This is a genomic window from Bifidobacterium longum subsp. longum JCM 1217, from assembly GCF_000196555.1.
Taxonomy (GTDB): Bacteria; Actinomycetota; Actinomycetes; order Actinomycetales; family Bifidobacteriaceae; genus Bifidobacterium; species Bifidobacterium longum.
Genome location: NC_015067.1, coordinates 1,266,600 through 1,280,634 on the forward strand (window position 1 = coordinate 1,266,600; position 14,035 = coordinate 1,280,634).

The 14,035-nt window shown below is 60.8% G+C and carries 11 protein-coding genes and 5 tRNA genes; 4 read left to right on the top strand and 12 right to left on the bottom strand.

Features of this window, described 5'->3' with window-relative positions; genetic code table 11:
• Positions 1-29: 29 nt before the first annotated feature.
• The 9 genes from ruvC to BLLJ_RS05630 all read right to left on the bottom strand — a co-directional run bounded on the left by ruvC (position 30) and on the right by BLLJ_RS05630 (position 4,844).
• On the bottom strand, positions 30-614 hold the full coding sequence (gene ruvC / locus BLLJ_RS05590) for a crossover junction endodeoxyribonuclease RuvC (protein ID WP_007055752.1): 585 nt from the start codon (positions 612-614) through the stop codon (positions 30-32).
• 5 nt (positions 615-619) lie between these two features.
• The gene (locus tag BLLJ_RS05595; protein WP_007052855.1) at positions 620-1,375 is read right to left on the bottom strand and encodes a YebC/PmpR family DNA-binding transcriptional regulator; all 756 of its coding nucleotides are present in this window, start codon (positions 1,373-1,375) and stop codon (positions 620-622) included.
• Positions 1,376-1,513: 138 nt separating this feature from the next.
• A complete protein-coding gene (locus BLLJ_RS05600; protein ID WP_007052854.1) occupies positions 1,514-2,098 on the bottom strand; it encodes an HIT family protein in 585 nt (194 codons plus the stop codon).
• A 52-nt stretch (positions 2,099-2,150) separates the two neighbouring features.
• Positions 2,151-4,184, bottom strand: coding sequence for a threonine--tRNA ligase (gene thrS / locus BLLJ_RS05605; protein WP_013582765.1), 2,034 nt, complete (start codon positions 4,182-4,184; stop codon positions 2,151-2,153).
• 148 nt (positions 4,185-4,332) lie between these two features.
• A tRNA-Gly gene (locus BLLJ_RS05610) sits at positions 4,333-4,408 on the bottom strand.
• A gap of 31 nt (positions 4,409-4,439) precedes the next feature.
• Positions 4,440-4,512, bottom strand: a tRNA-Val gene (locus BLLJ_RS05615).
• A 48-nt stretch (positions 4,513-4,560) separates the two neighbouring features.
• Positions 4,561-4,632, bottom strand: a tRNA-Val gene (locus tag BLLJ_RS05620).
• Positions 4,633-4,673: 41 nt separating this feature from the next.
• Positions 4,674-4,744, bottom strand: a tRNA-Cys gene (locus tag BLLJ_RS05625).
• A gap of 27 nt (positions 4,745-4,771) precedes the next feature.
• Positions 4,772-4,844 (bottom strand) — tRNA-Gly (locus BLLJ_RS05630).
• A gap of 159 nt (positions 4,845-5,003) precedes the next feature.
• Between BLLJ_RS05630 and BLLJ_RS05635 the strand changes: the two genes are divergently transcribed.
• Complete coding sequence (locus tag BLLJ_RS05635; protein WP_007058657.1) at positions 5,004-5,837, top strand: PAC2 family protein; 834 nt, start codon at positions 5,004-5,006, stop codon at positions 5,835-5,837.
• Between the two features lie 214 nt (positions 5,838-6,051).
• Here the strand turns inward: BLLJ_RS05635 and uppP are convergent, their stop codons facing one another.
• Positions 6,052-6,936 (bottom strand): undecaprenyl-diphosphatase UppP, encoded by an 885-nt coding sequence (gene uppP / locus BLLJ_RS05640; protein ID WP_007055147.1) that lies wholly within the window; start codon positions 6,934-6,936, stop codon positions 6,052-6,054.
• A gap of 144 nt (positions 6,937-7,080) precedes the next feature.
• Here uppP and BLLJ_RS05645 point away from each other — a divergent pair, with 144 nt between their 5' ends.
• On the top strand, positions 7,081-7,872 hold the full coding sequence (locus BLLJ_RS05645; RefSeq protein WP_007055152.1) for a fructosamine kinase family protein: 792 nt from the start codon (positions 7,081-7,083) through the stop codon (positions 7,870-7,872).
• 46 nt (positions 7,873-7,918) lie between these two features.
• On the opposite strand, the gene dnaJ is transcribed toward BLLJ_RS05645, so the two are convergent.
• Together dnaJ and hrcA are read right to left on the bottom strand one after the other, a co-directional pair.
• Positions 7,919-9,064, bottom strand: coding sequence for a molecular chaperone DnaJ (gene dnaJ, locus BLLJ_RS05650; protein WP_007058814.1), 1,146 nt, complete (start codon positions 9,062-9,064; stop codon positions 7,919-7,921).
• A 55-nt stretch (positions 9,065-9,119) separates the two neighbouring features.
• Positions 9,120-10,238, bottom strand: coding sequence for a heat-inducible transcriptional repressor HrcA (gene hrcA, locus BLLJ_RS05655; RefSeq protein ID WP_007052793.1), 1,119 nt, complete (start codon positions 10,236-10,238; stop codon positions 9,120-9,122).
• A gap of 374 nt (positions 10,239-10,612) precedes the next feature.
• Here hrcA and tkt point away from each other — a divergent pair, with 374 nt between their 5' ends.
• Together tkt and tal are read left to right on the top strand one after the other, a co-directional pair.
• A complete protein-coding gene (tkt, locus tag BLLJ_RS05660; RefSeq protein WP_013140777.1) occupies positions 10,613-12,721 on the top strand; it encodes a transketolase in 2,109 nt (702 codons plus the stop codon).
• A 172-nt stretch (positions 12,722-12,893) separates the two neighbouring features.
• Complete coding sequence (tal, locus tag BLLJ_RS05665) at positions 12,894-13,997, top strand: transaldolase (RefSeq protein WP_013582766.1); 1,104 nt, start codon at positions 12,894-12,896, stop codon at positions 13,995-13,997.
• Positions 13,998-14,035: the final 38 nt, after the last annotated feature.

Here is a 14,035-nt window from a genome sequence, read left to right on the forward strand (position 1 = left end):
CAAGACTCGAACAACTGTTCGAAAGTATACTACATGCCTCGGTCGTGGTTGATGCGGCGGCGCGTGGATTTCTGTGCGGCCTCAGCCCACTGGCGTTGCGCGGCGGTCAGATGTTGTTCGCGTTCGCCGCCCTGCAATGCGCCTGCCGGGCGCAGCGCATGGCAAATGGCCAAAGCCAAGGCATCGGCGGCATCGGCGGGAGTCGGCATTTTGGTGAGGTTCAAAATACGTGTCACCATACGCTCCACCTGAATCTTCTGCGCCTGCCCGTTACCGGTGATAGCCAGCTTGGCTTCGGTAGGCGTATGCAACGCCACGGGAATATTGCGTTGCGCGGCGGCGAGCATGGCGAGGCCGGCGGCCTGTGCGGTACCGAGTACGGTGTTGCGGTTGGATTGTGCGAACACTCGTTCGATGGATACGGCATCGGGTGCGAAGCGATCCATTTTCTCGGACAGGCCGTTGTAGATGGCCAGTAGACGCAGATCCTGGGTGATATCCGGTGAGGACCGCACCACGTCCACGTGAATAAACGAAAGCCGGCGGTGCTCGCCGGCTTCGATCACGCCGACCCCGCAACGTGTGAGCCCGGGGTCGACGCCAAGGATAATCACGAGGATTACTCCTCGTCGAGCTGGGCCATCACCTCGTCGGAAGCGGTCCAGTTGGAGTAGATGTTCTGCACATCGTCGAGGTCATCGAGGTTGTCGATGAGCTTGGACACCTTGCGGGCATCCTCAAGGCTCAACTCGACCTCGTTCTTCGGCTGCATGACCTGGTCGGCGGAATCGTAGTCGAAGCCGGCTTCCTGCAGAGCCTTGCGCACGGTGAACAGGTCGGACGGACCGGTCACAACGGTGAACACTTCACCGTCATCGGTAACGTCCTCGGCACCGGCTTCGGCGGCGGTTTCGAACAGCTTGTCGAAGTCCACGCCCTCGGACGGCACCACGATCTGGCCCTTGCGCTCGAAGTTGAAGGACACGGAGCCGGAGGTGGCCAGAGAGCCGTTGCCCTTGGTCAGGGTGGAACGGACTTCGGCGGCCGCACGGTTGCGGTTGTCGGTCAGGCATTCGATGATGAGGCCAACGCCGGCAGGAGCGTAGCCCTCGTAGACGATGTCTTCGTAGTTGGCGGCACCATCTTCAGCACCGGCACCACGCTTGACGGCGCGAGCGATGTTGTCGGCCGGCATGGAGGCCTTCTTGGCCTTGTAGATGGCATCGTACAGGGACGGGTTGCCGTCCGGGTCGCCGCCGCCGAGGCGGGCGGCGATTTCGATGTTCTTGATGAGCTTGGCGAAGAGCTTGCCGCGCTTGGCGTCGATGGCGGCCTTCTTGTGCTTGGTGGTCGCCCACTTGGAATGACCTGACATAATGCTCCTAGCAATTATTGAAACGGATGATGTCAAACGAAACGATTGTAGGCCGTTAATCAGACATACCCGTAATGTTTCCGATGATTGTCTTATTGCGCGTACCGATAAAACCGGTTGCGCGGGTGCCGCACCCGGTCAGGCAAGCGGCAAATGATACTGCGGGGCCAGCTGTTCGAATGCCTGGGCATAGGCGTCTCGCTGGTCGGACAGCAGAATCGGCATGGTACGCGTCTGGGCGACGATGGGCATGAAGTTCGCATCGCCATTCCAACGCGGCACCACATGCTGGTGCAGGTGCGCGGCGACTCCGGCACCCGCGACCTCGCCCTGATTGATGCCGATGTTGTATCCGTCCGGACGGGAGACGGTCTCCATCACCTTCATGGCGAGGGTGGTGGCCTTCTCGAATTCGAACAGTTCGGCATCGTCGAGTTCGGTGATGAATCCGACGTGACGGTACGGGCAAATCATGAGATGCCCGACATTGTATGGGTAGAGGTTCATGATGGCGAACACGTGCGTGCCACGCCAGGCGATGAGGCCGTCTTCGTCGGATTTTTTGGGTCCGGCGCAGAACGGGCATTCCTTCGTCTTGGGCTTGGTTGGGCGATCCTCGCTGTTGCGCAGCACATAGGTCATGCGCTGCGGAGTCCACAGTCGTTCGACCGTGTCCTCCTGAGGCGGAAAGTCCGCCGGATTATCGACACGCACGTCAGTCATTTTCGCACCCTTTCTTGGCTCCCCTCAGAGAGGGGAGCCAGTACCATTCACATCACTCAGCCACAGCAGCGTTGAAGTCGTCGGCGGAGTTCACCTGGACGCGCTTCTTGATGACGGTGAGAATCTGCTCGCGAGCAGTGTCCACCGGCACACCGTTGAGCTGGCTACCGTCGCGGAAGCGGAAGCTGACCGCGTTGTTGTTCATGTCTTCCTCACCGACGATGAGGATGAACGGCACCTTGGACTTGGAGGCGTTGCGAATCTTCTTGCCGAAGCGATCGTCGGAGTAGTCGATCTCGCAACGGACCATCTCATCTTCAAGGGACTTGACGAAGCCGGCCAGATGCGGGGCAAACTCGTCGGCAACCGGCACGCCGAGCACCTGCACGGGGGCCAGCCACGCCGGGAAGGCACCTGCGTAGTGCTCGAGCAGCACGGCGAAGAAGCGTTCGATGGAGCCGAACAGGGCGCGGTGAATCATCACCGGGCGCTGGTGGGTGCCGTCCTTCGCGATGTACTCGAGCTGGAAGCGCTCCGGCAGGTTGAAGTCGAGCTGGATGGTCGAGACCTGCCAGGTGCGGCCGATGGCGTCGCGGGCCTGCACGGAGATCTTCGGGCCGTAGAAGGCGGCGCCGCACGGATCGTCGACGAGCTCGAGGTTGGATTCCTTGGCGACCTCGGCGAGCGTGTTGGTGGCCTCCTCCCAGATCTCGTCGGAGCCGACGTACTTGTTCGGGTCCTTGGTGGACAGCTCGAGGTAGAAGTCGGTCAGGCCAAAGTCCTTGAGCAGGTTCAGCACGAAGGTGAGCAGGCTGGTGAGCTCGTCCTTCATCTGCTCGCGGGTGCAGTAGATGTGGGAGTCGTCCTGGGTGAGGCCGCGCACACGGGTCAGGCCGTGGACCTCGCCGGACTTCTCGTAGCGGTACACGGTGCCGAACTCGAAGAGGCGCAGCGGCAGCTCGCGGTAGGAGCGCTGGCGCGACTTGAAGATGAGGTTGTGCATCGGGCAGTTCATCGGCTTGAGGTAGTAGTCGGCGCCCGGCTTGGTGATGTTGCCGTCCACGTCCTTCTCCTCGTCGAGGTGCATGGGCGGGTACATGCCGTCCTTGTACCAGTGCAGGTGGCCGGAGGTCTCGTACAGGCCGCCCTTGGTGATGTGCGGGGTCTGCACGAAGCTGTAGTGGTGCTTGCGGTGCATCTCACGGGAGTAGTCCTCCATAGCGTTGATCACGGCGGCACCCTTCGGGTGGAACACGGCCAGGCCGGGGCCAATTTCATCCGGGAAGGAGAACAGGTCCATCTCGGCGCCGAGCTTGCGGTGATCGCGCTTGGCGGCTTCTTCCAGGCGGGTCTGGTAGGCCTTGAGGTCTTCCTTGGTGGCCCATGCGGTGCCGTAGACGCGCTGCATGGTCGGGTTCTTCTCGGAACCACGCCAGTAGGCGGCGGCGGAACGCTCGATCTTGAAGGCCTTGATGTAGCGGGTGTTCGGCAGGTGCGGGCCGCGGCACAGGTCCTTCCAAACCACATTGCCATCACGGTCTACGTTGTCGTAGAAGCTGAGCTCCTTTTCGGAGATCTCGGTGGCGGCGGCCGGGTCGAGGTGTGCTTCCTTGTCTTCGATCAGTTCGATCTTAAAGGGCTGGTCGGCCTCTTCCTTCAGAGCCTCTTCCTCGGTCACGGAACGGCGGCGGAAGGACTGGGAGGACTTGATGATGCGCTGCATGCGCTTCTCGATGTCCTTGAGGTCGTTCGGGGTGAAGGGCTGGTCGACCTGGAAGTCGTAGTAGAAGCCGTCCTTGATGACGGGGCCGACGCCGAGCTTGGCGTTCGGGTAGACTTCCTGCACGGCCTGGGCCATGACGTGGGTGGCCGAGTGACGCATGATTGCGAGGCCGTCTTCGGAGTCGAGGGCGATGGGGTCGACGGTGTCGCCATCGTTCAGCGGCGTGTACAGGTCACGGTTCTCGCCGTTGATCTTGACCGCGATGATGTTCTTGTCTTCCGCGAACAGTTCTACGCCGGTGGTGGTTGCTTCCACCTCCTTCGCTTCGCCGTTGACGGTTATGGAGATGGTAGCTTGCGCCATGATTTGTCCTTTGCTATCGGGGCCCGCGGTACTAATGTGCAGGCCTGGACTGGTTAATCAACGTAGGACACGATAGGTTGGGCGTGCGACAAATACCACCAGCATCTGAACCAATACGAAAAAACCTCGCCGAAGCGAGGTTCCGTTGTGGAGCGGACAACGGGACTCGAACCCGCGGTCTCAACCTTGGCAAGGTTGCGCTTTACCAACTAAGCTATGTCCGCAAAGGAATCCGCCGTGAGAAGCGGAATCCAGTGGGCGATGTAGGAATCGAACCTACGACCCCTTCGGTGTGAACGAAGTGCGCTAGCCGCTGCGCCAATCGCCCGAATATTCGGTTCTTTAGTTATATCCAGTCGAATTGCTTCGACTTTCGTGGGCGATACAAGATTCGAACTTGTGACCCCTTCCGTGTCAGGGAAGTGCGCTACCACTGCGCCAACCGCCCGGGTCATATTTCATTCCATTGAATTGCTTCGCTGGTCTGAGAGGTGGGTACGAGAGTCGAACTCGTCTATACGGCTTTGCAGGCCGCTGCCTAACCGCTTGGCTAACCCACCGTAAGGTCTGTCAACTCACGGACCTAGAGCGGACAACGGGACTCGAACCCGCGGTCTCAACCTTGGCAAGGTTGCGCTTTACCAACTAAGCTATGTCCGCGTGTGTTTCCTTGGCGAGGTCTCCCTGCCGAAGCACGAGTGTTTACTATACACACATGCGTGTAGTTCGTCCAGCTGCGGCGTGTCGCCTGTAATTGCATACTCTCGCTTATGGCTAAAGCGTGCGCTTCGGGCAATGAACTCCAGTTACTCTAGAGGTATGAGTGAAGCAGCGAAGGACACCGGCGCAGTATTGATCGCCGCATTCGAGGGATGGAATGATGCCTGTCAGGCGGCGACGAACGCGGTGCGCCATCTGGTCAAGCGATATGAGTCCCGCGAGATTCGTCATATTAGATGTGATGATTTCTATGACTATCAGGTTGCCCGTCCTATGCTGTGCCATGTTTCGGGACGCACCAATCTTATCTGGCCGCAGACCACGTTCTACGACATCACGTTGGACGCAGGCAAGCATATCTATGCGCAGATCGCCCCCGAACCGAACTATCGGTGGAAGGAATACTGTAGCCAGAGTCTGGCCATTGCCGATGAGCTGGATGTCAATCGGATCATTACGTTAGGTTCGATGTTCTCCGATTGCCCGCATACCCGTCCGTTGCCCATCGCCGTCAGCGACGGAGACTGTCAATGCGAAGGAGACCGGTCGTATAACGGCCCGGTAGGCATTCCTACCGTTTTGGATGTGGCCGCCGCGCAGCAAGGTTTTGCTCATTCCTCGATGTGGGTGTCCATCCCCCAATATTTGGGCAGCGACGAATGTTCTGCCGGCACTATGCGATTGCTGGATGCGTTGGGCAAGCATATCGGCTTCACCTTCGATACGGCAGATCTGAAGCAGAAAGCCGAACAGTGGAAGGCGCAAGCCTCGATACTGGTTCGTTGTAATGACCAGCTTCACGATTACGTGGAGCATTTGGAGCACGACTACGACTTGCAGCAGAAAGCCGAGGCGGAGGCTTCCTTGGGAGCGCCCCAGGCCGAACAACTAGTCAAAGAAGCAGAAGCGTTTCTGCGCCAGATGGGCAATTAGCCCATATATGGTGTGCTCCCGCTGGATGAACAGCCCTGTGGGCTGTTCATAGCAGTGCACCATGTGCACGTCGCACAAAATGTCGGGAGCTGGCTCGCGTAGCGAGACTGAGGGTGGTTCTGCTGGCATATTCCAGTGACCACCCCCAGTCAGCTTCGCTGACGGCTCCCGCCAGCGGGAGCACCATTATATTGGAGTCGTCTATCGACCCGTCTTATGCCGCAGCCGCCACGGAGGGATCGATGGCCGGCAGCACGCCCACAATCAGCAGCAAGGCGACGACCACAGCCAAACCGATGCGGTAGATGGCGAAGGCCTTATAGGAGAAGTTCGATACGAACTTCAGGAATCCGATGATCACGATGTAGCCGAGTACGAAGCTGATGACCATGGCTACGAGGGTCGGCCCCCAGCCGGGGAACATCGCATCGGTTTTGTAGTTCTTCACGGCCTTGATGGCTTCGAGCAAACCTGAGCCGAACACCGCGGGGATGGCCATCAGGAAGCTCAGACGTACAGCGGCCTCACGCGTGTAGCCCAGTGCGCGACCGACGGTGATGGTGCCGCCGGAGCGGGACACACCAGGAATCAGCGCCATGGACTGGCCCAAACCGAAGAGGAACGCATCACGATACGTCATATCATTCATGGTTTTGTTCTGGCGAGCCTTGGCATCCACCATCCACAGCAGAATGCCGAATACCAACAGCACGGTTACCGTAATCCACAGGTTGCGCAACGAGGTCTCGATGACGTTCTGCAGAGTGAAGCCGAGGATGATAATCGGAATCGAGCCGACGATAATGTTCCAGCCGAGTGTGGCGTAATTGTCGCCGCGGCCCATGCGGGCCTTCCAATCCTTGCCGTTCTTGCCGAACAGGCAGCTGAACCAGTGAGTAAGGATATTGATGATGTCGTGACGGAAATACAGAATCACCGCAAGTTCGGTGCCGATTTGGATGATGGCGGTAAACGCCGCACCGGGATCAGAGCCCAGCATCAAATCGCCGAAAATACGGATATGCGCGCTGGAGGATACCGGGAGATACTCGGTCAGCGCCTGAACGATGCCGAGAATGATCGCTTGGAAAAAATTCATGACCCCTCGTGATTTCTAAGTATTTGATGTGTTATGACGATGAACACCCTATCCAAGGGGGTGTAGAACAACACTAAGAATCGGTAACATCCACGGCTTCTACAATGAAAGTGGATATAGTACGTAAGCGACGAAGGGAGCATTATGGCCACGTATCGCAAAAGCAGGGCATTCGCACCGGAAGGATTCTTCGAATGCGAGGGTCGAGGACTCGAATGGTTGGGAGCGGCTCATGCGCAGGGCGGCCCGCGCGTGGTGCAGGTATACGGCTGGGGCAAGGATTATCTGGATATCGAACGTGTGGGCAGCGCGTCCCCCACGCCTCAGGCGGCACGAGCTTTTGGTGCGGCTCTGGCCCATATGCATGATGTGGGTGCCGAATATTTCGGGTCTGCGCCTGACGGATATAACGGCACATGCTATTTCGGACCATTGCAGGACCCAGTGAAAATGGATACCGGCGAGTGGACCGACCCGATCAGCTATTTCGCTGATGGACGTCTGCGCCCGATGGTCAACCTTGGTGTGAGGCGTGGCGAGCTGGATAAGCGCGATGTCGAACTGACCGAGCGCGTGATTGAAGCGTTGCCGGATCTGATGGGCCGAGCCGCGTCCGACAAGCCGGCGCGCATCCACGGTGATCTGTGGAGCGGCAATGTGATGTGGACCGCCGATTCCGGGCAGCCCGAGGCTGTGCTCATCGACCCGGCGGCACATGGCGGTCATCGCGAGGAGGATCTGGCTATGCTGCACCTGTTCGGCATGAGCTATCTGAGCGAAATCACCGAGGGCTACCAGTCCGTGCATCCGTTGAAGGCCGGATGGCAGGAGCGTATCACGCTCTGGCAGCTCTACCCCATCGCCGGCCACTGTGTCTTCTTCGGCGGCGGCTACGTCAACGAATACCGCTCCATGTGCCGCTCCATGCTGAAGTAACAGACTTGGCTCCCCTCTCTGAGGGGAGCCAAGAACGCATCCACTCTCAGCTCAGCGCGTCCTTCAACTTGCTGAAGAAGCCTTTCTTTTGGCCAGCCTGTGGACGGGATGCCTGGGAGACGTGCGTGGCGCCTGAATCGTGCGAGGCGGCGAACTGTTCGATGAGGCCGCGCTCGGTTTCGTTGAGCTTGGTGGGAATCAGCACATTGACGTGGGCGATGAGGTTGCCGCGCTCGTCCTTGTTGCGGATGTTCGTGACGCCCAGTCCCTTAAGCGTCACAGTGTCCTCAGGCTGGCAGCCGGCCGGGATGGACACGGTCTTCTCACCATCGAACGTGTCAATGGACAGATCGTGGCCGAGCACGGCCCAGCTCATCGGCACCTGAATCCAGCAGTGCAGGTCGTCGCCATCGCGGGTGAACTGCTTATCCGCCTTGATGCGAATGTCGATGTACAGGTCGCCGGCAGCGCCGCCGCCCTCACCCACTTCGCCCTGGTTGGCCAAACGTAGACGCGCGTTGTCGTTGATGCCGGCGGGCACGGTGACGCCCACGGTACGTGTGGTACGCACACGGCCGTGGCCCATGCAGCTGGGGCACGGGTTCTTGATGATGGTACCGTGGCCCTCGCAACGTTCGCAGGGGGCGGAGGTCATCATCTGGCCGAGCATGGTGCGCACGACCTTCTGCATGAATCCCTGGCCGTGGCAGTCGGGGCAGGTGACCGGCTGTGCGCCGCCCTGGGCGCCGGAGCCGCCGCACTCCTGGCACAGGGAGAACGTGCTGATCTTGACGTGCGCGGTGCCGCCGAACACGGCGGTCTTCAGGTCGATGGACGCGGAGGCCAGGGCGTCGCGGCCGGGCTGGGTACGCGGCACCGGGCCCTGTGAGCCACCACCGAACGCGGAACCGAAGAACGTGGAGAACACGTCGCTCATATCGCCGAAGCCCGCCCCGGAGAAGCCGCCGGCACCGGCGTTCGGATCGTTCGGGTCGACGCCCGAATCATACATACGGCGCTTGTCCGGATTGGACAGCACATCGTAGGCGTTGTTCACTTCCTTGAACTTGTCCTCGAATTCAGGGCCCGCGATGTCGGGGTGGTACTTACGGCTGAGCTTGCGGTATGCCTTCTTGATCTCGTCGTCACTGGCGCCGCGTTCCACACCCAGCGTCTCGTAATAATCTGCCACTTGATTGATCCTTTGTGTTCGTTTGGTCTGCGGGTCATTGTGCCACAGACGGCGGTCAGTCTTGGGTCCGGCCCTCGGAGAGGAAGGCGGTCAAATATCTGGCTACGGCCCTGACGGCGGCCATAGTGGCCGCATAGTCCATGTGGGTCGGCCCTATGGAGCCGACGAAGGCGATGGGTTCCGTGTCGTTCGTCTGGCTCTCCGTCTCGGATTCGGTTTCGGGTTCGCCTACGGGATCGTTCCCCGCCGGTTCGCCCGCCGCACCGCTGCGCCCATAGCCACTGCTGACCACGGAGGCATGCAGTAGGCCGGGAGTGTGCATTTCGGAGCCGATGGCCACGCCCACGCCGGATGCATTCGTCTCCTCACTCAGGTTGCTCATGAGCTTCATCAGCACGACCTGTTCTTCCAGCGCGTCGAAGAGCGGGGCCAGATCGGCCAGGGACCGGGAGTGGGCCAGGTGCGAGGTGCCGGACATGTACAGTTCGTCCGCGCGTTCGTCCAATGCCATCGATTCGAAGGCGTCGGCCAGCGCGTCGGCCACGCCGCGCACCGACTCGTAGCCGGCGCTGGCGGCGATGGATCGCACGGTCTCCGCGGATTTCGATAGGGACAGTCCGACACATTGTTCGTTGACGGTGTTGGAGAGCCGGTTGATCTCGTCCACGGCGGGCATGGATGCGATGGTCAGGCCGTGCTGGGCCACGCGGCCGGTGTCAGTAATCACCACCGCGAGCAACGTGGTCATGGCAACGGGCACCATCTCCACGTGCCGCAATGTGGCCTTGGCCAGCGATGGCGAGGTGACTATGGCCACTTGACCGGTGATTTCGGACAACAGTCGTGCCGAACGCTGCAGCGCGTCCTTGAGACTCACCGATCCGGACAGGAAGCTGTTGATGCCGCGGCGCTGCGCCTCGCTGAGCGGCACCACGGTAGCAAGTCGGTCCACAAAGTATCGATAGCCCTTTTCGGTGGGCACACGACCGGCCGAAGTGTGCGGCTGAATCAGATATCCTTCATCCTCCAGAGCGGACATGTCGTTACGGATGGTGGCCGAACTGACGCCGAGATCATGGTCGCGCGTCAGCGAAGTGGAGCCCACGGGCTCCTGAGAACGGATGTAATCCTCCACCACGGCGCGCAGCACCAGCATGCGTCTTGATTGCGTCATGCGCGCCTCCTTATATATGCATACATATTCATATCAGTCACGGTTCACTCAGGGCGTACCCCGACGGTCGGTTCGCCACGCCGCGACACGCGGGAACCCAGAAATATTGCCTCTTTCTTGGCTCCGCCACGTGCAGGTGGCGCACTTCACCTTAGAACATTGTATTAGCACTCCTTAGGCTTGAGTGCTAATGCGTTCGTTTGCAGCGTAGCAATGTTCACTGTGAACGCTAACAGAACACAAACTACCAAAACACGCCAAAATTGCACCGCAACGTCGCAAACCGACGCTAGCATGGTAATCGCAATGTGAGGGCGTCAAGCGCCCGGCACAAGCCGGATACGCGGCCCGACCAATTGGAAGGAAAGTAATCCATGACCGAATTCAAGGAGACCGAGCTCGACGAGCGCGCCATCAAGATGGCGAAGGTCCTTTCGGCTGACGCGGTTGAGAAGGCAGGCTCCGGCCACCCCGGCTCCCCCGTCTCCCTGGCGCCCGTCGCCTACACGCTGTACCAGCACTTCATCAAGCACGATCCGAATGATCCCAACTGGGAAGGCCGCGATCGCTTCATCCTTTCCGGTGGCCATGCCTCCCTCACCCAGTACGTCCAGCTGTACTTCTCCGGCTACGGCGTGACCCTGGACGACCTTAAGAACTTCCGTGGCGGCGCTGCCACCCGCACCCCGGGCCACCCGGAGTACGGCCTGACCCCGGGCATCGAAATGACCACCGGCCCTCTGGGCCAGGGCTTCGCCTCCGCCATCGGCTTTGCCTACGGCGAGCGTTTCCAGCGCGGTCTGCTTGACCCGGAGACCCCGAAGGAAGATTCCCCGTTCTACCACAAGATTTGGGCCATCTGTGGTGAAGGCGACATCGAGGAGGGCATCTCCGGCGAGGCCGCTTCCCTGGCCGCCAACCAGAAGCTCGGCAACCTGACCGTGATCTTCGACGCCAACCGCATCCAGATCGAAGGCGACACCAACCTGGTGCTGGCCGAGGACGTGCTCAAGCGCTTCCAGGCCTACGGCTGGTACACCGACGAGTTCAGCTTCATCCAGCCCGACGGCTCCTACAAGGAGGACATCGAGGGTCTGGCCGACGTCATCGCCAAGGCCGAAGCCGCCGCCCCGGACCAGCCGAAGCTCATCAAGGTCCACTCCCTGATCGCCTGGCCGACCCCGGGCAAGACCAACGACCCGTCCTCCCACGGCTCCAAGCTGGGCGCCGAGGCCGTCGCCGGCCTCAAGAAACTCCTCGGCTACGATCCGGAGGAGTCCTTCCACGTCGACGAAGAAGCCCTGGCCCACGCCCGCAAGGTCGCCGATCGCGGCCTGGAGGCCCACAAGGCCTGGGACGAGAAGTTCGACGCCTGGCGCAAGGCCAACCCGGACAAGGCCGCCCTGTACGACCGTCTGAAGGCCGGTGAACTGCCGGAAGGCTTCGACAAGGCCCTTGACGACCTTGAGGCCACCTTCGAAGTCGGCAAGGGTGTCGCCACTCGTGGCGCCTCCGGCTCCGTGCTCAACGCCATCGCCGCCGTCATGCCGGAACTCTGGGGCGGCTCCGCCGACCTCGGTGGCTCCAACAAGACCGACCTCAAGGGCGCTGCCACCTTCGCCCCGGCCGAGTGCGCCACCAAGCAGTGGCCGAACTGCAACGAGTTCGGTCGCCAGCTGCACTTCGGCGTGCGCGAGTTCACCATGGGCTGCATCACCAACGGCATCCTGCTGGGTTCCCACACCCGTCCGTTCGGCGGCACCTTCTTCATGTTCTCCGACTACGAGCGTTCCGCCGTTCGTCTGGCCGCCCTCATGCAGATCCCGAACCTGTACATCTGGTCCCACGACTCCGTCGCCGTCGGCGAGGACGGCCCGACCCACCAGCCGGTTGAGCACCTTGCTTCCTTCCGCGCGATTCCTCAGCTTGAGGTCATTCGCCCGGCCGATGCCTTCGAGACCGCCGAGGCTTACCGTTACTTCTTCGAGAAGAAGAACACCCTGCCTGGCGCCATGGTTCTGACCCGTCAGGGTGTCCCGGTTCTTGCCGAGACCGCTGCCAAGGCCAAGGACGGTGTCAAGAAGGGCGCTTACATCCTGGTCGACACCGAGGGTACTCCGGACGTCATCCTCATGGCTTCCGGTTCCGAGGTCCAGTGGGCTGTGGCTGCCGCCAAGACCCTGGCCGGCGAGGGCGTCAAGGCTCGCGTCGTGTCCGTGCCGTCCATGGAATGGTTCGAGGAGCAGGACGCCGAGTACAAGGAGGCTGTGCTTCCGGCCGCTGTCAAGGCTCGTGTCTCCGTCGAGGCCGGCGTTGCCATGCCGTGGTACAAGTACCTCGGTTCCTACGGCAAGCCTGTCTCCATCGAGCAGTTCGGCCTGCAGGGTGACGGCGCTCAGAACATGATCGACCTCGGCATCACCGCCGAGCACGTGGTGGAAGCCGCCAAGGCCTCCATCGCCGAAGTCGAAGCCGCCAAGTGAGCAACTAAGCAATAATTCAATAATTGTTGGCTCCCCTCCCTGAGGGGAGCTGTCAGGCGAAAGCTTGACTGAGGGGAGCAATGCTTGAGCCCACTCCCCTCAGTCCGCGTTGCGGACAGCTCCCCTCTCCCAGGAGAGGGGAGCCTAGGGCTTGAATCCAAGGAGAAAATAAATGACTGAAGCAACTCAGCGTACGTCTGACAACGGCGTTTCCATCTGGCTGGACGACCTGTCCCGCTCCCGCATCGAGTCCGGCTCCCTGCAGGACCTCATCGCCAACAAGAACGTCGTCGGCGTTACCACCAACCCGTCCATCTTCCAGAAGGCCCTGAGCCAGGTCGGCCCGTACGACGCTCAGCTCAAGGAGCTCGGCAAGGTTGACGTTGAGACCGCTGTCCGCGAGCTCACCACCACCGACGTGCGCAACGCCACCGACATCTTCCGCGAGATCGCTGAGGCTACCGACTTCGTCGACGGCCGCGTCTCCATCGAGGTCGACCCGCGTCTGGCCCACGACACCGAGAACACCGCCAAGCAGGCTGTGGAACTCTGGGAGAAGGTCAACCGTCCGAACGCCATGATCAAGATTCCGGCAACCCTCGAAGGCCTGCCGGCCATCACCGCCACCCTGGCCAAGGGTATCTCCGTCAACGTCACCCTGATCTTCTCGCTCGAGCGCTACGAGCAGGTCATCGACGCTTACATCGAGGGCATCGCTCAGGCTGCCGCCAACGGCCACGACCTGAAGCACATCGGCTCCGTCGCTTCCTTCTTCGTGTCCCGCGTGGACAGCGCTGTCGACAAGCTGCTGGAAGCCAACGGCTCCGACGAGGCCAAGGCTCTGGAGGGCAAGGCCGCTGTGGCCAACGCTCGCCTGGCTTACGAACTCTTCGAGAAGAAGTTCGCCGAGGATCCGCGTTGGGCCGACCTGGCTGCCAAGGGCGCCAAGGTTCAGCGTCCGCTGTGGGCTTCCACCGGCACCAAGAACGCCGCCTACTCCGACTGCAAGTACGTTGACGAGCTCGTTGCCAAGCACATCGTCAACACCATGCCGGAGAAGACCCTGAACGCTCTGGCCGACCACGGCAACGGCGCTCCGTCCATCGAGGGCACCTACGAAGAGTCCCACGCCATCATCAACAAGCTGGCTGAGCTCGGCATCAACCTCAAGGACGTCACCGACAAGCTGGAGGCCGACGGTGTCGCTGCCTTCATCAAGTCCTGGGATTCCGTGCTGGCTGACGTCCAGTCCGGCATCGACCGCGTGAACGCCTGAGATTTGACGACTGATGCGTGTTTAGCGCACTAGTTGAT

Coding starts and splice junctions, on each gene's coding strand:
- BLLJ_RS05595 (WP_007052855.1), bottom strand. CDS start 1,375: ATGTCAGGTCATTCCAAGTGGGCGACCACCAAGCACAAGAAGGCCGCC.
- BLLJ_RS05600 (WP_007052854.1), bottom strand. CDS start 2,098: ATGACTGACGTGCGTGTCGATAATCCGGCGGACTTTCCGCCTCAGGAG.
- thrS (WP_013582765.1), bottom strand. CDS start 4,184: ATGGCGCAAGCTACCATCTCCATAACCGTCAACGGCGAAGCGAAGGAG.
- BLLJ_RS05635 (WP_007058657.1), top strand. CDS start 5,004: ATGAGTGAAGCAGCGAAGGACACCGGCGCAGTATTGATCGCCGCATTC.
- uppP (WP_007055147.1), bottom strand. CDS start 6,936: ATGAATTTTTTCCAAGCGATCATTCTCGGCATCGTTCAGGCGCTGACC.
- BLLJ_RS05645 (WP_007055152.1), top strand. CDS start 7,081: ATGGCCACGTATCGCAAAAGCAGGGCATTCGCACCGGAAGGATTCTTC.
- hrcA (WP_007052793.1), bottom strand. CDS start 10,238: ATGACGCAATCAAGACGCATGCTGGTGCTGCGCGCCGTGGTGGAGGAT.
- tkt (WP_013140777.1), top strand. CDS start 10,613: ATGACCGAATTCAAGGAGACCGAGCTCGACGAGCGCGCCATCAAGATG.
- tal (WP_013582766.1), top strand. CDS start 12,894: ATGACTGAAGCAACTCAGCGTACGTCTGACAACGGCGTTTCCATCTGG.